Below are 17,842 nucleotides of genomic sequence, written 5' to 3'. Positions count from 1 at the left end.
TTGTCCGGGGTCGGGACGAAGGCCGTGGCGCCCCGGGCGGCTACTCCTCCGGCGGGAACACCGGCTCGCCGCCGTCCGCGAGGGCGAGGGAGATCGCCTCCACCGGGCAGCCCTCCGCCGCCGCGAGGAGGCGTTCGTTCGCGTCCGACACCGGCTCGCGCGGGTGGGACTGGCGGGCGGTGTCGAGGCGGAAGGCGTCGGGGGCGTGGCCGACGCACATGCCGGAGCCGATGCAGACGCCCCGGTCGACCTCCACGTGCCAGCGGTCGCCCATCAGGCACCACTCCCCGGGCCCTCGTAGCCGGCGGGCAGGTGGATCATCTTGTGCTCCAGGTACTCGGACAGGCCCTCGGGCCCGAACTCCCGGCCCAGGCCGCTGTTCTTGTAGCCGCCGAACGGGCCGAGCATGTCGAGGCTGAAGGTGTTGACGTTGAAGGTGCCGGTGCGGACCCGGCGGGCGAAGTCGACGCCGCGGTCGACGTCGCCGGTCCAGACGCTGCCGGAGAGCCCGTAGTCGGAGTCGTTCGCGATCCGCAGCGCCTCGGCCTCGTCCTCGTACGGGAGGAGGCAGATGACCGGGCCGAAGATCTCCTCGCGGGCGATCCGCATCGTGTTGTCGACGCCGCCGAAGAGGGTCGGTTCGACGTACCAGCCGCGGTCCAGGCCCGCCGGACGGCCGCCGCCGGCCAGGACCTTGGCGCCCTCCGCCTGGCCGATGCCGATGTAGTCGAGCGAGCGCTGCTGCTGGCGGCGGGCGACGAGCGGGCCGACCTGGGTGGCCGGGTCCAGCGGGTCGCCGACGACGAGCGCGCCTGCCGCCGCCGCGAACGCCTCGGCGATCTCCTCGTAGCGGGAGCGCGGGGCGAGGATGCGGGTCTGGGCGACGCAGGCCTGGCCGTTGTTCATCCACGCGGCGGGCACGATCCCGGCGACGGCCGCGTCGAGGTCCGCGTCCGGCAGGACGACCGCGGCGGACTTGCCGCCGAGTTCCAGGGTGACGCGGGTGAGGTGGCGGGAGGCGACCTCCATGACGCGCCGGCCGGCCGCCACCGAGCCGGTGAAGGAGACCTTGTCGACGCCGGGGTGCCCGACCAGGTACTCGCTGACCTCCCGGTCCGCGGGCAGGATGGAGAGGACGCCTTCGGGCAGCCCGGCCTCGGCCGCGATCTCGCCGAGGATGTACGCGTCGAGCGGCGACTCCGGCGAGGGCTTGAGGATCACGGAGCAGCCCGCGAGCAGCGCGGGCCCGAGTTTGGCGGCGGCGGTGAACTGCGGCACGTTCCACGGCACCACGGCCGCCACCACGCCGACCGGCTCGCGCCGGACGAGCAGCGGCCCGAGGACTCCGGCCCGCCGCTCCTCGAAGGCGTACTGCCGGGCCACCGTGATGGCCGAATCCCACACCATCATCGCGCCGAGCGCCTGCGCGAGGACGGACCAGGAGTAGGGCGAGCCGTTCTGGGAGCTGATGGAACGGGCGATCTCCTCGTGCCGTACGGCGACGGCGTCCTTGATCCGCCCGACGACCTCGATCCGCTCCTCCAGCGTGGCCCGCGGCCAGGGGCCGTGGTCGAAGGCGCGGCGCGCGGCGGCGACGGCCCGGTCGACATCGGCCTCGGCGGCGTGCGGGACGCGGCCGATGACCTCCTCGGTGTGCGGGGAGATCACCTCGATGACCTCGCTGCCGAGCGGATCGGTCAACTCGCCGCCGATGAACAGTTTTCCGTGCTCCACAAGCTCGGTCATGACCGACTGCCTCCCGGAACCACGCGATTTCTGACGGTGCTTCAGTTCCAGAACTGATACCAGTTCTCGTTTCAGTTGGCCATACGCGGGACCGAACGGGGCCCACCCCCACCAGCGGGTTCACCACCGGCGGCGAGGGAGCGCGGCGAACGGGAGCGGGGCCCGTCAGGGCCGTGCACCCACGGCCCCCACCCCGACCGGCACGCCCGGCGCGGCGAGCGCCGCGCCGCCCACGAGGGTCTGCGCACCGCGCCGCACGAACGGGCCGCGGCTTCGGCGACCCCCTGCAGAGGGGACGCCCGGCCTGAATCCCGAAGCGCGCACAGGTCTCTGACGACACGTCAGTTCTCGTTATAGTGGCCCTGGCCGTACCGGGACCGAGCCGACTCGAGATGAGGGCGCCATGACCGAGGTGACCGAAGCGGTGACCCGACACGGCGGGGGCGTCTGGTCGTTGCGGGTGCCGATCCCGGACAACCCGCTCGGGCACACCCTCGTCCACGTCCTCGACACCGACCGCGGGCCCGTACTCGTCGACACCGGCTGGGACGATCCCGAGTCCTGGGGCGAGCTCTCGGCCGGGCTCGGCGCTCTGGGCCTCTCGCCCGCCGACGTCCACGGCGTCGTCGTCACCCACCACCACCCCGACCACCACGGCCTCTCCGGCAGGGTGCGCGAGGAGTCCGGCGCCTGGATCGCCATGCACGCCGCCGACATCGCCGTCGTCCGCCGCACCCGCGACGCCGAGCCCGGGACCTGGCTCGACTACCTGGCCCGCAAGCTCGCCGCCGTCGGCGCGCCCGACGAGCACACCGCCCCGCTGCGCGCCGCCCGGGCCGCGGGCGGGCGGATGCGGACGCTGCCCGGACTGCGCTCCGCGCTGCCCGACCGCGAGATCGTGCCCGGCGAGCTCCTCGACCTGGCCGGCCGCCGGCTCCGCGCCGTCTGGACGCCGGGCCACACGCCCGGCCACGTCTGCCTCCACCTGGAGGAGGCCCATCCGGCCGGGCTGCCCGGCCACGGCCGGCTGTTCTCCGGCGACCACCTGCTGCCCGGCATCAGCCCCCACATCGGCCTGTACGAGGACCCCGACGACGTCACCGGGACCGACCCCCTGGGCGACTACCTCGACTCGCTGGAGCGGATCGGCCGGCTCGGCGTCGCCGAGGTGCTCCCGGCCCACCAGCACGCCTTCACCGACGCCGCCGGCCGGGTCCGCGAGCTCCTCGCCCACCACGAGGAACGCCTCACCGGACTGCTGGCCCTGCTCGTCGTGCCGCTCACGCCGTGGCAGCTCGCCGAGCGCATGGAGTGGAACCGTCCCTGGGACCGCATCCCGTACGGTTCCCGCAACATCGCCGTCAGCGAGGCCGAGGCCCACGTCCGCCGCCTGGTGAAGCTGGGCCGCGCCGAGCCGGTGGCCGGCACCGACCCGGTGGCGTACGTGGCGGTGTGACGCGGCAGCGGTGGCGGGCGCGTACCTGACGGTGTGACACGGCAGCGGGTGGCGGGCGCGTACCTGGCGGTGTGACGCGGCGCACCTGGCGGGGCGCGCCCGGCGGTGTGACGTACGGCTCCGGGAGCGGCCGGCGGCAGGCCGGTAAAGTGGGCGGTCGTCGTCATGCCCGTGCGGGGGGAAGCCGGTGGGAATCCGGCACTGACCCGCAGCCGTGAGCCACCCCGAGTGGCGAGTCGGAATGCCCGGTACGGGACGTGAGCGCCGGCACCGTCGAGGAATACGGCGCCGGAGGCTGGCCCCCCGGGGTGCCGGTGTCCGGTGCCCGCAGAGAGGGACCCATGATCAGCGTTCGCCGCGCCGCCGCCGCACTCGCGGCCGGTGCCGTGCTCAGCACCACCGCCGCCGGAGTGGCCGCCGCAGCGCCCTCGCCGACCCCCTCGCCCGTCACGGTCCCGGCGGGGCTCTACGGCACGTCCGACCCGACCTACGACGGCGTCTGGCGGCAGTCGCTCGCCTTCCTCGCGCAGCGCACCTCCGGGATCCAGCCCGCCGACCAGGCCGTGGACTGGCTGCTCGGCCAGCAGTGCGCCAACGGCGGCTTCGCCGCGTACCGCCCGGACCCGGCGAAGGCCTGCGACGCCACGACCATGGTGGACAGCAACTCCACCGCCGCCGCCGTCCAGGCCCTCGGCGCGGTGAAGCGCCAGTCCGTCGCCCCGGCGAAGAACGACAAGGCCGTCAAGGCGGGCGTCGAGTGGCTGAAGAGCGTCCAGAACAAGGACGGCGGCTGGGGCTACATGCCCGGCGGCCCCAGCGACGCCAACTCCACCTCGATCGTCATCGGCGCCTTCGCCGCCTCCGGCGTCCGCCCCGGCCTCGTGAAGTCGGCCGACGGCAAGACCCCGTACGACGCGCTCCTCACCTTCGCCCTGCCGTGCACCGGTGGGACGGAGAAGGCCGCGGGCGGCGAGGCGGACAAGGCCGCCGCCGGCACGACGGACAAGACCGCGGCCGGTGCCGGGGGCGCCTTCGCCTACCAGCCCGACAAGAACGGCAAGCTCCTCGCCAACGCCGACGCCACGGCCGCCGCCACCCTGGCCGGCCTCGGCAAGGGCATCACCGCCCGCGGCGCGGACCCCGAGCAGAAGCCGGTCTGCACCGACCAGACCGGCAAGCCCACGCCCGAGCGGGCCGCCCTCAACGGCGCCTCCTACCTCGCCGCGCAGCTCGCGAAGACCGGCCACCTCGTCGCGCCCCCGATGCCCGGCGCCGCCGAGCCCGCCGAGCTGCCCGACTACGGCAACACCGCCGACGCCGTCGTGGCGCTCGCCGCCTCCGGCGCCAAGAAGGAGGCCGGCGGCGCGCTGGCCTGGCTCGAGAAGAACGCCGCGACCTGGGCCGAGACCAACGGCCCCGCCGCCTACGCCCAGCTGGTCTTCGCCGCGCACGCCATGGACACCGACCCGCGCGCCTTCGGCACGGTCGACCTCCTGAAGAAGCTGAACGCCACCGGCCCCGAGCCCAAGGCGCCCGACAACTCGCAGGCGTCCGCGGGCGCCGACGAGGACGAGGGCGGCTTCGACCTGTGGTGGATCATCGGCATCGGCACGGTCGTCGGCGTCGGCATCGGCTTCCTTCTGAGCGGCCGCAAGAAGTGAGGACCCGGCTCGCCGCGGGCGTCGGCGCAGCGATCCTGACGCTCGCCGTCGCGGCGCCCGCCGGGGCGGAGTCCGGCTACCGCTACTGGTCCTTCTGGGAGGGCCCGGCCTCGGGCACGACCGCCGGTTCCGGTTCCGGCGCCGTCGGGAAGTGGGGCTACGCCTCCCTGGGCCCGGCGCTCGCCCGGCCCGAGGACGGCGACGTCGTCGGCTTCCGCTTCGCCGTCAGCCGTGACGCCGCCGACGCGACCCAGCCCTCCGCCGCCCCCGACTTCGCCCGCATCTGCGCGGGCGTCGGGAAGAAGGACGGGACGAAGCGGGTCGCCGTGGTCGTCGACTTCGGCGGCGCCGAGGACGCGCCGACCGGCGAGACCCCGCCGATTCCGGCGGTACGGACCGACTGCCCGCGCGTACGGGAGGAGGCCACCGCCGCGGAGGCACTGGCGGCCGTCGCCAAGCCGCTGCGGTACGACAGCAACGCGCTGTTGTGCGGCATCTCCGGCTACCCGCGGCAGGGCTGCGGCGAGCAGGTGACGCTGCCGGACACCGCGCCGGGGACGAAGCCGGGCACGAAGCCGACGGCGGAGCCCGCCCCGTCCGCCTCCTCTTCCTCCTCTTCCTCCTCTTCCTCGTCGGCCTCGTCGGACACCGGTGGCCCGTCCCTCGGTCTCGTCGCGGGCGGAGCCGCCGTGCTCCTCCTCGGCGCCGCGGGCGTCTGGCAGGCCCGCCGCCGCGGCCGATGACCGCGAGACCGCCGGCGGGGCAGGCGGAGGCGCCCGGGCCGGCCGCGCGCCTGCGGGCGCCGGCCGCCACGCGGGCCAACGCGCTGCACCCCGGTGCCTGGTGGCTCTGGGCGCTCGGGCTGGCCGTGGCCGCGTCGCGGACCACCAATCCGCTGCTGCTCGGGCTGATCGTGGGCGTCGCCGGTTATGTCGTCGCCGCCCGCCGTACCGACGCGCCCTGGGCCCGCTCGTACGGCGCGTTCGTGAAGCTCGGTCTCTTCGTGGTCGGGCTCCGCGTGCTCTTCTCGCTGCTCCTCGGCTCGCCGATCCCCGGCTCGCACCCGCTGTTCACGCTGCCCGAAGTGCCCCTGCCCGACTGGGCGCAGGGAATCCGGTTCGGCGGCCGGGTCACGGCCGAGCAGCTGCTGTTCGCGCTGTACGACGGGCTGAAGCTGGCCGCCCTGCTGATCTGCGTGGGCGCGGCGAACGCGCTCGCCAATCCCTCCCGGCTGCTGAAGTCGCTGCCGGGGGCGCTGTACGAGGCCGGGGTCGCCGTCGTCGTGGCCATGACGTTCGCGCCGAACCTCGTCGCCGACGTGGTGCGGCTGCGCACCGCACGCCGGCTGCGCGGCCGGCCGGCCGGCGGCGTGCGGGCGCTGCTGCAGATCGGGCTGCCCGTGATCGAGGGCGCGCTGGAGCGATCGGTGGCGGTTGCGGCGTCGATGGACGCGCGCGGGTACGGCCGTACGGCGCAGGTGCCGCCCGCCGTGCGGCGCACGACCAACGCGCTGACGCTCGGCGGGCTGCTCGGCGTGTGCGCCGGCTCGTACGGCCTGCTGGCCGCGCAGGGCGCCGGGTACGGGCTGCCGCTGTGCGTGGCGGGGCTCGTCGCGGCGGTCGCGGGGCTGCGGCTCGGCGGGCGCAGGGCGGTGCGCACGCGCTACCGGCCGGACCGGTGGGGTGTGCGGGCGTGGCTGGTCGCCGGTTCCGGGGTGGCGGTGGCGGTGCTGGTGATCCGTACCGGCGCGGCCGTGCCGGAGGCGCTGCACCCCGGGGTCGTACCGCTGGAGGCGCCGGCGCTGCCGGTGTGGCCGGCCGTCTCGGTGCTGGTCGGCCTGTTGCCGGCGTTCGTGGCGCCGGTGCCGCCCGTGGCACCGACGGCGCCCGCGGCCGGTGGGAGCCCCGCGCCAAAGGACGTACGTGACGTAGACGAGGCACGCAAGGAGAGTCCGCGCCCGTGATCCGCTTCGAGAACGTGTCGGTCGCGTACGACGGCGAGGCCGAACCCACGCTGAAGAACGTCGACCTGACCGTGCCCGAGGGCGAGCTCGTGCTGCTCGTCGGCCCGTCGGGCGTCGGCAAGTCGACCCTCCTGGGCGCCGTCTCGGGCCTGGTCCCGCACTTCACGGGCGGCACCCTGAGCGGCCGGGTGACGGTGGACGGGCGGGACACGCGGACGCATCCGCCGCGTGAGCTGGCGGATCTGGTGGGCACGGTCGGGCAGGACCCGGCGGCGCACTTCGTCACCGACACGGTCGAGGACGAGCTGGCCTACGGCATGGAGTCGCTGGGGCTCGCGCCGTCGGTGATGCGGCGGCGCGTCGAGGAGACGCTCGACCTGCTCGGCCTCGCGGAACTGCGCGACCGTCCCATCGCCACGCTGTCGGGCGGGCAGCAGCAGCGGGTCGCGATCGGATCGGTGCTGACGCCGCACCCGAAGGTCCTCGTCCTCGACGAGCCGACGTCGGCGCTCGACCCGTCGGCCGCGGAGGACGTGCTCGCGGTGCTGCAGCGCCTGGTCCACGACCTGGGCACGACGGTCCTGATGGCGGAGCACCGCCTGGAGCGGGTGGTGCAGTACGCGGACCAGGTCCTGCTCCTGCCGGAAGCGGTCCTGGGCCCGCCCGCCGAGATCATGTCCGTGTCCCCGGTCCACCCTCCGGTCGTCGCCCTGGGCCGCCTGGCGGGCTGGTCCCCTCTTCCCCTCTCCGTCCGCGACGCCCGACGGGCCTCCGACCCCCTGAAGGCCCGCCTGTCCCGGTCCCCGGCTCCGGCTCCGGCTGGGGCTGCGGCTGGGGCTGCGGCTGCGGCTCCGGTTGGGGCTGCGGCTGGGGCTGCGCGTCAGGCTGTGGATCCGGGTCCGGGCGCCGCGGCCGTGGGTGCGGGGGCGGTCGCGGAGGCGCCTGTGCCGAGGTTCTCCCTGTTCCGGCGGCGCCGTACGCGCCCCGTCGGCACCGCAACCGCAACCGCAGCCGGAACGGGCACTGGCACGGGCACGGGCACCGGCACCGGCACCGCCGCCTCCCCCGCCGGCCCGCTCGTCTCCGTCGACCGCCTCGCCGTCCGTCGCGGGCGGGTCGAGGCGCTGCGGCAGGTGACCGTGCGGGTCGCGGCCGGGGAGACCGTCGCGCTCATGGGGCGGAACGGGGCCGGGAAGTCCACGCTGCTCGGGGCGCTCGTCGGCATGGTCGCGCCGACGGGCGGCCGGGTCCGGGTCGCCGGACTCACCCCGCACACCACCGATCCGCGCGAGCTGATCCGGCACGTGGGCCTCGTGCCCCAGGAGCCGCGGGACCTGCTGTACGCGGACACCGTCGCGGCGGAGTGCGCCGCGGCCGACGCCGACGCGGGCGCCGCGCCCGGCACCTGCCGGGAGCTGGTGTCGGAGCTGCTGCCGGGCGTCGCGGACGGCACGCACCCGCGGGACCTGTCCGAGGGCCAGCGGCTCGCGCTCGCCCTCGCCGTCGTCCTGACCGCCCGCCCGCCGCTCCTGCTGCTCGACGAGCCGACCCGGGGCCTGGACTACGCGGCGAAGGCCCGCCTGGTGACCCACCTGCGGGCGCTCGCCGCCGACGGGCACGCCATCGTGCTCGCCACCCACGACGTGGAGCTGGCCGCGGAGCTCGCACACCGTGTCGTGATCGTCGCGGGCGGTGAGGTGGTCGCCGACGGGCCGACCGCCGAGGTCGTCGTCTCGTCCCCGGCCTTCTCGCCGCAGGTCGCGAAGATCCTCGCGCCCGAGCCGTGGCTCACGGTCGAGCAGGTGCAGGAGGCGCTCCGCGCATGAAGGCCCTCCTCTCCGCCGACCGGACCCGGCCCACCCGGCCCACCGGCCGCCCCACCCGCCCCATCCGCCTCGGCCCGCGCTCGGTCGCCGCGCTCGTGCTCGTCTCGTTCGTCGGGCTCGTCGGCATCTGCTGGCCGCTGTTCGCCGACGCCGGCTCCGCCGTGACCGACCACGCCGCCGACGCCCCCTGGCTCTTCGCCCTGATCCTGCCGCTGCTCATCGCGGTCGTCGTGGCGACCATCGCGGACTGCGGCATGGACGCGAAGGCGGTGGCGATGCTGGGCGTGCTCGCCGCCGTCGGGGCGGCGATGCGGCCGATCGGCGCCGGTACGGCCGGCCTGGAGCCGATGTTCTTCCTGATGGTGCTGAGCGGCCGGGTCCTCGGGCCGGGCTTCGGCTTCGTCCTCGGCGCGGTCACGATGTTCGCCTCCGCGCTGCTCACGGGCGGCGTGGGTCCGTGGATGCCGACGCAGATGCTGGCCATGGGCTGGTTCGCGATGGGCGCGGGCCTGCTGCCGGGCCCGTCACGGCTGCGCGGCCGGCGCGAGCGCCTGCTGCTCGCCGCGTACGGCTTCGTCGCGGCCTTCGCGTACGGCACGGTCACCAATCTCTACGGGTGGGTGACCGTCAGCGGCGGGGAGAACCCGGGCGCCGGGGGGATCTACTTCGTCCCGGGCGCGCCTGCCGCCGAGAACCTGGTGCGTTTCGCCGCGTACGTCCTCGCCACCTCCCTCGGCTGGGACCTCGGCCGCGCCCTCCTCACCGCCGTCCTCACCCTCACGGTCGGCGGTCCCCTCCTCCGCGCGCTCCGGCGGGCCACGCGGCGCGCGAACTTCGAGGCCCAGGTCACATTCGAGGGCCCCGAGAGGGCCTCACGGGGTGAGGCCCCTCATAGGACCCATGTCACGTACGAACGGGAGTAGTAGCCGGGACGAGCCTCCCATATCACCCCATACGCGCACGTGACCTGCGGAAACGGGGTGGGTCGTACGTCCCGGGAGCGCCCGGGACCGGTCGCCGTGGTCCGAATCCTCCTCGTACAGGGGGTCGTTGCATCGCCGCCGCAGGCCTGTTTGTCTGGTGGACGTCGCCAGGCAGCCGGTGCTCAGCGAGGTTCGTGAAGAGCCACCGCGAACACCACGGCACACGCCTCGGCAGGCCGGTTCCCCGCCAGTCCCCGGATCCCCGGGCTCTGGTTCCGGCATGCCGGAAACGCCTGGCGCGACCTTGCCCCCGACGTTAGGTATGACGCTTTGTTCCGCTCGATCGCCACCCGCGCCGTCTCCCGCAAGAAGACCTTCGCCGTCTCCGCCGCCGTCCTGATCGGCGCCTCCGGCGCGGTCCTCGGCAACACGGGCACGGCCTCGGCCGCCACTCCGCAGGAGATCGCCCGGAAGATCGTGCCGCCGGCGCAGTTCGCGTCCTTCAGCAAGATCGTCGAGCACGAGTCCGGCTGGAACCACACCGCCACCAACTCCTCCAGCGGCGCCTACGGCCTGGTCCAGGCCCTCCCCGCCTCCAAGATGGCCTCCGCCGGTTCCGACTGGAAGACCAACCCCGCGACCCAGATCAAGTGGGGTCTGGAGTACATGAACGAGCGCTACGGCTCCCCGAACGGCGCCTGGAACTTCTGGCAGACCCACGGCTGGTACTAAGAGTCACCACGCCGCGACGCGCCACCGCAAGGCCCCGCCCTCCGCACGGAGGGGCGGGGCCTGCGGCGTTTCCGGGGCTCCGTCGTGGCGTTTTCGGAGCTCTGCCGTCCGATTCCCGGAGCCCTGCGACGCGGCGTTCCGGGGCCTCGCGACCCCATCCGCGAGCGGGGGCTACAGCCGCTGGATGATCGTCCCCGTCGCCAGCGCGCCGCCCGCGCACATCGTGATCAGCGCGAACTCCTTGTCCGTGCGTTCCAGCTCGTGCAGCGCCGTCGCGATCAGCCGCGCGCCGGTGGCGCCCACCGGGTGGCCGAGGGCGATGGCGCCGCCGTTCACGTTGACCTTCGCGAGTCCGTCCAGGTCCCGGTCGAACTCCTGCGCCCAGCTCAGCACGACCGACGCGAAGGCCTCGTTGATCTCGACCAGGTCGATGTCCTTCAGCGACATCCCGGCCTTGCCGAGCACCGCCCTGGTCGCGTCGATCGGCCCGTCGAGGTGGAAGTGCGGATCGGCGCCGACCAGGGCCTGGGCGACGATGCGGGCCCGGGGGCGCAGCTTGAGGGCGCGGGCCATGCGCTTGGAGGCCCACATGATCGCGGACGCGCCGTCGGAGATCTGGGAGGAGTTGCCGGCGGTGTGGATCGCGGCCGGCATGACCGGCTTCAGCCCGGCCAGTGCCTCCATGCTGGTGTCGCGCAGGCCCTCGTCGCGGTCGACGAGCCGCCACATGCCCTGTCCGGCGTGCTGCTCCTCCTCCGTGGTCGGGACCTGGACGGCGAAGGTCTCGCGCTTGAAGCGCTCCTCGGACCAGGCGACGGCGGCGCGTTCCTGGGAGAGCAGGCCGAGGGCGTCGACGCGTTCGCGGGTGAGGCCGCGTTTGCGGGCGATGCGCTCGGCGGCCTCGAACTGGTTGGGCAGGTCGACGTTCCACTCGTCGGGCCAGGGCTTGCCGGGGCCGTGTTTGGAGCCGGAGCCGAGCGGGACCCGGGACATCGCCTCGACGCCGCAGCTGATCCCGATGTCGATGACGCCCGCGGCGACCATGTTGGCCACCATGTGGCCGGCCTGCTGGGAGGAGCCGCACTGGCAGTCGACGGTGGTGGCGGCGGTCTCGTACGGCAGGCCCATGGTGAGCCAGGCGGTGCGGGCGGGGTTCATGGACTGCTCGCCGGCGTGGGTGACGGTGCCGCCGACGATCTGTTCGACGCAGTCGGCGGGGATGCCGGTGCGGCCGAGGAGTTCGCGGTAGGTCTCGCCGAGGAGGTAGGCGGGATGGAGGTTGGCGAGGGCGCCTCCGCGCCTGCCGATGGGGGTGCGTACGGCTTCGACGATGACGGGTTCCGCGGCCATGAGCTCGTCCTCTCCTCGCCCGGACGGGGGGTGTCCCGGCACCCCTCGCCGGTCGACGTCACGTAGAACTAGTACGCGTTCTAGTTCCGAGTGCAGTCTTATGACTGCTACCGCGGGTACGCAAGGGTCCGGGACGCAACAGTTCCCACCCCTTCTCTTGCGCCTTGTAGGACTCGTTACTACCTTTCCGGCATCTTCTGATGGGCCATCAGATAATGGAGTGTGTTGCCGATGCCCTGCCCCCGCCTCTCCGAAGGGTTCGACGCCACCGACCCCGATCTGCTCCAGAGCCGTGTCCCGCACCCCGAGTTCGCCCGGCTCCGGCAGACCGCTCCCGTCTGGTGGTGCGCCCAGCCCCCCGGCGTCACCGGCTTCGCCGACGAGGGCTACTGGGCCGTGACGCGGCACGCCGACGTCAAGTACGTCTCCACGCACCCCGAGTTGTTCTCCTCCCAGGAGAACACCGCCGTCATCCGCTTCAACGAGCACATCAAGCGCGAGCAGATCGAGGTCCAGAAGCTGATCATGCTGAACATGGACCCGCCCGAGCACACCCGGGTCCGCCAGATCGTCCAGCGCGGCTTCACCCCCCGCGCCATCCGCGGGCTGGAGGCCGCGCTGCGCGACCGCGCCCGCGCGATCGTCGCCGAGGCCCGGGCCGAGACCGGCCCCGACGGCGCCTTCGACTTCGTCACCAGGGTCGCCGTCGAACTCCCGCTCCAGGCCATCGCCGAACTCATCGGCGTACCGCAGGAGGACCGCGCCCGGATCTTCGACTGGTCCAACAAGATGGTCGCGTACGACGACCCCGAGTACGCGATCACCGAGGAGATCGGCGCCGAGGCCGCCATGGAACTCATCGGCTACGCCATGAACCTCGCCGCCGCCCGCAAGGAGTGCCCGGCCAGGGACATCGTGTCCCAGCTCGTCGCCGCCGAGGGCCAGGGCAACCTGTCCTCCGACGAGTTCGGCTTCTTCGTCCTGCTCCTCGCCGTCGCCGGCAACGAGACCACCCGCAACGCCATCAGCCACGGCATGCACGCCTTCCTCACCCACCCCGACCAGTGGGAGCTCTACAAGCGGGAACGGCCCGCGACGGCCGCCGAGGAGATCGTCCGCTGGGCGACACCCGTGGTGTCCTTCCAGCGCACCGCCACCCAGGACACCGAACTCGGCGGTCAGAAGATCCGCCGCGGCGACCGCGTCGGCCTCTTCTACTCCTCCGCCAACAACGACCCCGAGGTCTTCGAGAACCCCGAGGCCTTCGACATCACCCGCGACCCGAACCCGCACCTCGGCTTCGGCGGCGGCGGACCGCACTTCTGCCTCGGCAAGTCCCTCGCCATCAAGGAGATCGAGCTGATCTTCGACGCGCTCGCCGACGCGCTGCCCGGCCTCACCCTCGCGGGCGACCCGCGCCGCCTGCGCGCGGCCTGGCTCAACGGCATCAAGGAACTGCGGGTGCGGGTGGGGTAGAGCTCCCGGTCCGTGTGCGGAACCGCATGATCCGTTCCTGCGTCGCAGCAGGCATGCGGGGGACACACAGAATTCTCACGACGATCATCGCGCTGCTCGCGCTCCAGCTCGGCTCGCTCGTCGCGCCGGCCTACGCCTGCGGCTGCGGCGCCATGGTCACCCACCGGATGGACCGGATCGGCGTCGACCGGGAGACCTCGGCCGTGCACTGGGACGAACGCACCGGCACCGAGCGGATCGTCATGCGCTTCACCGTGCACGGCGACGCCGAGAAGGCCGCCTGGATCATGCCGGTGCCGCACCGCGCCGACGTCGAGCTCGGCGACCCGGAGCTCTTCGACGAGCTCGCCCGGCTCACCGCGCCCGAGCGCCGCCCCCGCGACTACTTCTGGCCGCGCGGCCGCGACTGGCCCTTCTCCTGGGGCGAGACGGACGGCGCCGGCGCCGCGGCGCCCGGCGCGGCCGGCGGTCCGGGTGTCGGTGTCGTCGGCCGCGAACGGCTCGGCCCCTTCGACGTGGCCCGGCTCACCGCCACCGACCCGACCGCGCTCGGCGACTGGCTGCACCGCAACGGCTTCGAGCTCTCCGACCGGCTGGAGGAAGGGCTGCGCCCGTACGTCGAGCGGAAGTGGGAGTACGTCGCCGTCCGCCTCGCGCCCGCGAAGCCCGGCGAGCCGCTGCGCGGCGAACTCGACCCGCTCCGCATCACGTTCACCAACGACCGGCCCGTCTACCCGATGCGGCTGTCCCGGCTCGCCACCACCCCGCAGTCCCTCGGCCTGTACGTGCTCGCCGGCCACCGCACGGAACCGAAGGACGCCATCGGCGGCGACCGCCCCGAGGTGCTCTTCGCGGGCGCCATCGACGAACCGGCCGGCGCCGTCGCCGACCTCACCGGCCCGGGACGGGTGTTCCTCACCGCCGTCGACCAGTCGTTCCCCGAGCCCGCCCGCATCGACGACGACCACGAACTCGTCCGCGCCGCCGCCGACACCCCGTACCGCGAGGTGATCTGGCGGGACCGGCTGTGGCGGGTCGGCGGCGTCCCGGTCTGGGTGCTGACCATGGCCGGCACGCTCGTGCTGCTCGTGGCGGGCGGGTTCGCCGTGGCACGTGCCCGAAACGCGCGGCCCGCCGCGCCGTCCACCGGTGTACGTTCGGGCGCATGACCAATGATCAGGCCCAATGGAACGCCGTCGACGCCTACTTCACCGACCTCCTGGCCCGGGACGACGAGGCGCTGACCGCCGCGCTCGCCGACTCCACGGCCGCCGGTCTGCCCGAGATCGCCGTCGCACCGAACCAGGGCAAGCTGCTCCACCTGCTGGTGGCCGCGCAGGGCGCGAGGAACATCCTCGAAATCGGCACCCTCGGCGGCTACAGCACCATCTGGCTGGCCCGCGCGCTGCCCGCGGACGGCCGGCTCGTCACCCTGGAGTACGACCCGAAGCACGCGGACGTCGCCCGCGGCAACCTCGCCCGGGCCGGCTTCGACAAGACCGTCGAGGTGCGGGTCGGCCCGGCCCTGGACACCCTGCCGCTCCTGGAACAGGAGGGCGCGGGTCCGTTCGACTTCGTCTTCATCGACGCCGACAAGGTCAACAACCCGCACTACGTGGCCTGGGCGCTGAAGCTGTCGCGGCCCGGCACCCTGATCGTCGTCGACAACGTGGTGCGCGGCGGCAAGGTCGCCACCGCGCACCCGGACGACCCGGCGGTCACCGGCACCCGCGAGATGTTCGACCTGGTCGCCGCCGAGCCGCGCCTCGACGCCACCGCCCTCCAGACGGTCGGCACGAAGGGCTACGACGGCCTGCTGATCGCCCGCGTGGTGGACCCGGCGTAGCCGGAGGCCCCTCTGCGGTGGACGGCGAAGGGATGCGGCCGGAGGCCCTTCCGCGTACGGCGAAGGGGTGTTGGCCGGAGGCCCTTCCGCGTACGGCGAAGGCCGCCCGGTCCGGTCCGCCGCCGCCGGGGAATTGAGCTGCGTCCCGGTCATGCGCGTCGCAGAATGGCGCGCATGGCCTGGTCCTTCTCTCCCGAGCGCGTCGACACCCCGGACGCCACCGCCCTGCGCCGCGACTACTACGGCGACGTCGCGGGCCGTTACTTCCGGCGCGTCCTGACCGAGGACGAGTACGACCAGCAGATGATCGACGAGGGGCTCGACCTGCTCGCCCCGCCCGCCGGCGCCTTCCTCGTCGGCCGCCACGAGGGCAAGCCGGCCGCCTGCGGCGGCGTCGTCCTGCTCGACGCCGAACGGGCCGAGCTGACAAGGGTGTTCATCCGCCCCGCCTTCCGCGGGACCGGCGGCGCGAACCTCCTCCTGAGCGGACTCGAGGACGCGGCGCGCGCACTCGGCGCCCGCCGCACGGTCCTGAACACCCGCCTGGACCTGGTGGAGGCGCGGTCCCTGTACACGCGCAACGGCTACGCGGAGATACCGGCGTACTGCACCGGCCCGTACATGGAGATCTGGTACGGCAAGGATCTGTAGCCCACGTCGGCCCCACACGGGGCGGGCGCGGGCGGCCCGCACGGGAGGCGGGGCGGCCTCACGCCTGGTGGTCGCGGGGCGGTTCCGGTGAGCGGGGGCGTTCCGCGTCGCAGCCGCCCAGCTCGGCCGTCAGCTCCTCGACCAGCTTCACCAGGTCGGTGGGCCGGTCCGGCCCCCACCAGTCGCCGAGCAGCTCGCTCAGCGAGTCCTCACGCGCCGTGTCGAGCCGTACCGCCGTCCGGGCCCCCTGCTCGGTCAGCACCAGCTGGATCCCCTCCCTGGCCACCAGCCGCCGTTCCTCCAGCTGTCTGGCCGCCTCCGTGACCACCCGCAGCGGTACGGGCGTGGCCTCGGCGAGCCGCGCGGGCTCGACGGTGCCGTGCCGGCGGACCCGCAGCAGCAGCCAGCTCGACGCGGGCAGCAGGTCGAGCCCGGCGCGGGCGGTGATCTTCTCGTAGACGGCCTTGCGGCCCTCCCGCGACCCGAGCACCGACAGCGCGCGGGCGCACTCGTCGTACGAGGAGCGCTCGACGGGGTTGGAGGCGAGGGTCTGGCTGGGGTCGGGCGCGGTGACGGAGACGCGCAGCGGGTCCTCCTTGAGGAACCACGCGACGACGAAGGCGACGAGGACGACCGGCGCCGCGTACAGGAAGACGTCGGTGATGGATGTCGCGTAGGCGTCCAGGACGGCGGGCCGCAGGTCGGGCGGGAGTCCGGCCAGCGCACGCGGGTCGGCGGCGAGCTGGTCGGGTCCGGCGCCGGGCGGGAGGTCCTGGCCGGCGAGGGCGTCCTCCAGGTTGCGGGTGAGCCGGCCCGTGAAGATCGTGCCGAAGACCGCGACGCCGAAGGAGGCGCCGACGGAGCGGAAGAAGGTGGCTCCGGAGGTGGCGACGCCGAGGTCCTCGTAGGAGACGGCGTTCTGCACGACGAGGACCAGGACCTGCATGACCAGTCCGAGTCCGGCACCGAAGACGAAGAAGGAGACGCTCATCTCCCAGGTGGAGCTGGTCCCGGTCAGCCGGTGGAGGAGCAGCAGGCCGAGGGCGGTGACGGCGGTCCCGGCGATCGGGAAGACCTTCCAGCGGCCGGTGCGGGACACGATCTGCCCGGAGCCGGTCGAGGTGAGGAGCATGCCGACGACCATGGGCAGCATGTGCACGCCGGACATGGTCGGGCTGACGCCCTGGACGACCTGGAGGAAGGTCGGCAGATAGGTCATCGCGCCGAACATCGCGAAGCCCACGACGAAGCTGATGACGGAGACCAGGGTGAAGGTGCGGATCCGGAACAGCTGGAGCGGGAGGACCGGTTCCGCGGCGCGCCGCTCGACGTACACGAAGCAGACGAGCAGGACGGCCCCGAGGACGCAGAGGCCGATGATCTGCGCCGAGCCCCACTCCCAGGTGGTGCCGCCGAGGGAGGCGACCAGGACGAGGCAGGTGGCGACCGAGGCGATGAGGAAGGTGCCGAGGTAGTCGATGCGGTGGCGGGTGGCGCGGACCGGGATGTGCAGGACGGCGGCGATGACGAAGAGGGCGACGATCCCGATCGGCAGGTTGACGTAGAAGACCCAGCGCCATGAGAGGTGTTCGGTGAACAGGCCGCCGAGCAGCGGGCCGAGGACGCTGGTGGCGCCGAAGACGGCTCCGAAGAGTCCCTGGTAGCGGCCGCGTTCGCGGGGCGAGACGAGGTCGCCGACGATCGCCATGGACAGGACCATGAGGCCGCCGCCGCCGAGACCCTGGATCGCGCGGAAGCCGATGAGCTGGGGCATGTTCTGGGCGATGCCGCAGAGCGCCGAGCCGATGAGGAAGATGACGATGGCGGCCTGGAAGAGCCGCTTGCGCCCGTACTGGTCGCCGAGCTTGCCCCAGAGGGGCGTGGCGGCGGTCGAGGCCAGCATGTAGGCGGTGACGACCCAGGACAGGTGCTCCATGCCGCCGAGCTCGCTGACGATGGTCGGCAGGGCGGTGGAGACGATGGTCTGGTCGAGTGCGGCGAGGAGCATGCCGAGCAGCAGCGCGCCCATCGCGACGACGACGGAGCGGCGGCTCTGCCCCTCCCCCGGCCCGGGGCCGCCGGGGCCGCCAGGGCCGCCACCGGTGTGCGGCGCGCGTACTTCCTGGGCCATGGGCGTCTCCTCGGGGGCGGCTTCTCGGGGCTTCTCAGGGGCGGCTTCTTGGTAGCGGCTTCTTGGTAGCGGCTTCTCGGG

The 17,842-nt window shown here is 73.7% G+C and carries 15 protein-coding genes and 1 riboswitch; of the genes, 11 read left to right on the top strand and 4 right to left on the bottom strand.

Going from position 1 to position 17,842, the window contains the following annotated elements:
• Positions 1-40: 40 nt before the first annotated feature.
• Positions 41-274 (bottom strand): ferredoxin, encoded by a 234-nt coding sequence (locus tag ESG85_RS16945; protein WP_128980135.1) that lies wholly within the window; start codon positions 272-274, stop codon positions 41-43.
• Complete coding sequence (locus ESG85_RS16940) at positions 274-1,746, bottom strand: aldehyde dehydrogenase (protein ID WP_128980133.1); 1,473 nt, start codon at positions 1,744-1,746, stop codon at positions 274-276. The genes ESG85_RS16945 and ESG85_RS16940 overlap by 1 nt, the downstream gene beginning before the upstream one ends.
• 403 nt (positions 1,747-2,149) lie before the next feature.
• Between ESG85_RS16940 and ESG85_RS16935 the strand changes: the two genes are divergently transcribed.
• The 7 genes from ESG85_RS16935 to ESG85_RS16905 all read left to right on the top strand — a co-directional run bounded on the left by ESG85_RS16935 (position 2,150) and on the right by ESG85_RS16905 (position 10,307).
• On the top strand, positions 2,150-3,202 hold the full coding sequence (locus ESG85_RS16935) for a Strvi_7410 family MBL fold metallo-hydrolase (protein WP_128980131.1): 1,053 nt from the start codon (positions 2,150-2,152) through the stop codon (positions 3,200-3,202).
• Positions 3,203-3,379: 177 nt separating this feature from the next.
• A riboswitch (cobalamin riboswitch) is annotated at positions 3,380-3,449 on the top strand.
• A 94-nt stretch (positions 3,450-3,543) separates the two neighbouring features.
• Positions 3,544-4,863 carry an SCO2321 family membrane protein gene (locus ESG85_RS16930; RefSeq protein WP_181019051.1) on the top strand — a complete coding sequence of 440 codons (1,320 nt, stop codon included), beginning with the start codon at positions 3,544-3,546 and terminating at the stop codon, positions 4,861-4,863.
• Entirely contained in the window at positions 4,860-5,606 is a 747-nt protein-coding gene (locus tag ESG85_RS16925; protein ID WP_128980129.1) for an SCO2322 family protein, read from the top strand. Before ESG85_RS16930 ends, ESG85_RS16925 begins: the two co-directional genes overlap by 4 nt.
• The gene (locus ESG85_RS16920; protein WP_128980127.1) at positions 5,603-6,826 is read left to right on the top strand and encodes an energy-coupling factor transporter transmembrane component T; all 1,224 of its coding nucleotides are present in this window, start codon (positions 5,603-5,605) and stop codon (positions 6,824-6,826) included. Before ESG85_RS16925 ends, ESG85_RS16920 begins: the two co-directional genes overlap by 4 nt.
• Positions 6,823-8,652 carry an ABC transporter ATP-binding protein gene (locus tag ESG85_RS16915; RefSeq protein WP_128980125.1) on the top strand — a complete coding sequence of 610 codons (1,830 nt, stop codon included), beginning with the start codon at positions 6,823-6,825 and terminating at the stop codon, positions 8,650-8,652. The genes ESG85_RS16920 and ESG85_RS16915 overlap by 4 nt, the downstream gene beginning before the upstream one ends.
• Complete coding sequence (locus tag ESG85_RS16910; protein ID WP_128980123.1) at positions 8,649-9,575, top strand: ECF transporter S component; 927 nt, start codon at positions 8,649-8,651, stop codon at positions 9,573-9,575. Before ESG85_RS16915 ends, ESG85_RS16910 begins: the two co-directional genes overlap by 4 nt.
• A 330-nt stretch (positions 9,576-9,905) precedes the next feature.
• Complete coding sequence (locus tag ESG85_RS16905; RefSeq protein ID WP_128980121.1) at positions 9,906-10,307, top strand: aggregation-promoting factor C-terminal-like domain-containing protein; 402 nt, start codon at positions 9,906-9,908, stop codon at positions 10,305-10,307.
• A 171-nt stretch (positions 10,308-10,478) separates the two neighbouring features.
• Here ESG85_RS16905 and ESG85_RS16900 read toward each other — a convergent pair whose 3' ends face one another.
• Entirely contained in the window at positions 10,479-11,657 is a 1,179-nt protein-coding gene (locus tag ESG85_RS16900) for a steroid 3-ketoacyl-CoA thiolase (RefSeq protein ID WP_128980119.1), read from the bottom strand.
• A gap of 231 nt (positions 11,658-11,888) precedes the next feature.
• On the opposite strand from ESG85_RS16900, the gene ESG85_RS16895 reads away from it, so the two are divergent.
• The 4 genes from ESG85_RS16895 to ESG85_RS16880 all read left to right on the top strand — a co-directional run bounded on the left by ESG85_RS16895 (position 11,889) and on the right by ESG85_RS16880 (position 15,630).
• On the top strand, positions 11,889-13,133 hold the full coding sequence (locus tag ESG85_RS16895; RefSeq protein WP_128980117.1) for a cytochrome P450: 1,245 nt from the start codon (positions 11,889-11,891) through the stop codon (positions 13,131-13,133).
• A 53-nt stretch (positions 13,134-13,186) separates the two neighbouring features.
• Positions 13,187-14,302 carry a DUF2330 domain-containing protein gene (locus ESG85_RS16890; protein ID WP_128980115.1) on the top strand — a complete coding sequence of 372 codons (1,116 nt, stop codon included), beginning with the start codon at positions 13,187-13,189 and terminating at the stop codon, positions 14,300-14,302.
• On the top strand, positions 14,299-14,979 hold the full coding sequence (locus ESG85_RS16885; RefSeq protein WP_128980113.1) for an O-methyltransferase: 681 nt from the start codon (positions 14,299-14,301) through the stop codon (positions 14,977-14,979). Before ESG85_RS16890 ends, ESG85_RS16885 begins: the two co-directional genes overlap by 4 nt.
• A gap of 165 nt (positions 14,980-15,144) precedes the next feature.
• Positions 15,145-15,630, top strand: a complete 486-nt coding sequence (locus tag ESG85_RS16880) for a GNAT family N-acetyltransferase (RefSeq protein WP_128980111.1) — start codon at positions 15,145-15,147, stop codon at positions 15,628-15,630.
• A 58-nt stretch (positions 15,631-15,688) separates the two neighbouring features.
• Here the strand turns inward: ESG85_RS16880 and ESG85_RS16875 are convergent, their stop codons facing one another.
• On the bottom strand, positions 15,689-17,761 hold the full coding sequence (locus tag ESG85_RS16875) for an MDR family MFS transporter (RefSeq protein WP_128980109.1): 2,073 nt from the start codon (positions 17,759-17,761) through the stop codon (positions 15,689-15,691).
• Between the last annotated feature and the right edge of the window lie 81 nt (positions 17,762-17,842).

Origin of the sequence: Streptomyces roseicoloratus (assembly GCF_004117935.1) — a bacterium.
In the GTDB taxonomy this organism is placed as follows: domain Bacteria; phylum Actinomycetota; class Actinomycetes; order Streptomycetales; family Streptomycetaceae; genus Streptomyces; species Streptomyces roseicoloratus.
This window is presented reverse-complemented; position numbering and strand designations above follow the sequence as displayed.

Coding starts and splice junctions, on each gene's coding strand:
- ESG85_RS16945 (WP_128980135.1), bottom strand. CDS start 274: ATGGGCGACCGCTGGCACGTGGAGGTCGACCGGGGCGTCTGCATCGGC.
- ESG85_RS16940 (WP_128980133.1), bottom strand. CDS start 1,746: ATGACCGAGCTTGTGGAGCACGGAAAACTGTTCATCGGCGGCGAGTTG.
- ESG85_RS16935 (WP_128980131.1), top strand. CDS start 2,150: ATGACCGAGGTGACCGAAGCGGTGACCCGACACGGCGGGGGCGTCTGG.
- ESG85_RS16930 (WP_181019051.1), top strand. CDS start 3,544: ATGATCAGCGTTCGCCGCGCCGCCGCCGCACTCGCGGCCGGTGCCGTG.
- ESG85_RS16920 (WP_128980127.1), top strand. CDS start 5,603: ATGACCGCGAGACCGCCGGCGGGGCAGGCGGAGGCGCCCGGGCCGGCC.
- ESG85_RS16910 (WP_128980123.1), top strand. CDS start 8,649: ATGAAGGCCCTCCTCTCCGCCGACCGGACCCGGCCCACCCGGCCCACC.
- ESG85_RS16900 (WP_128980119.1), bottom strand. CDS start 11,657: ATGGCCGCGGAACCCGTCATCGTCGAAGCCGTACGCACCCCCATCGGC.
- ESG85_RS16895 (WP_128980117.1), top strand. CDS start 11,889: ATGCCCTGCCCCCGCCTCTCCGAAGGGTTCGACGCCACCGACCCCGAT.
- ESG85_RS16890 (WP_128980115.1), top strand. CDS start 13,187: ATGCGGGGGACACACAGAATTCTCACGACGATCATCGCGCTGCTCGCG.
- ESG85_RS16885 (WP_128980113.1), top strand. CDS start 14,299: ATGACCAATGATCAGGCCCAATGGAACGCCGTCGACGCCTACTTCACC.
- ESG85_RS16880 (WP_128980111.1), top strand. CDS start 15,145: ATGGCGCGCATGGCCTGGTCCTTCTCTCCCGAGCGCGTCGACACCCCG.
- ESG85_RS16875 (WP_128980109.1), bottom strand. CDS start 17,761: ATGGCCCAGGAAGTACGCGCGCCGCACACCGGTGGCGGCCCTGGCGGC.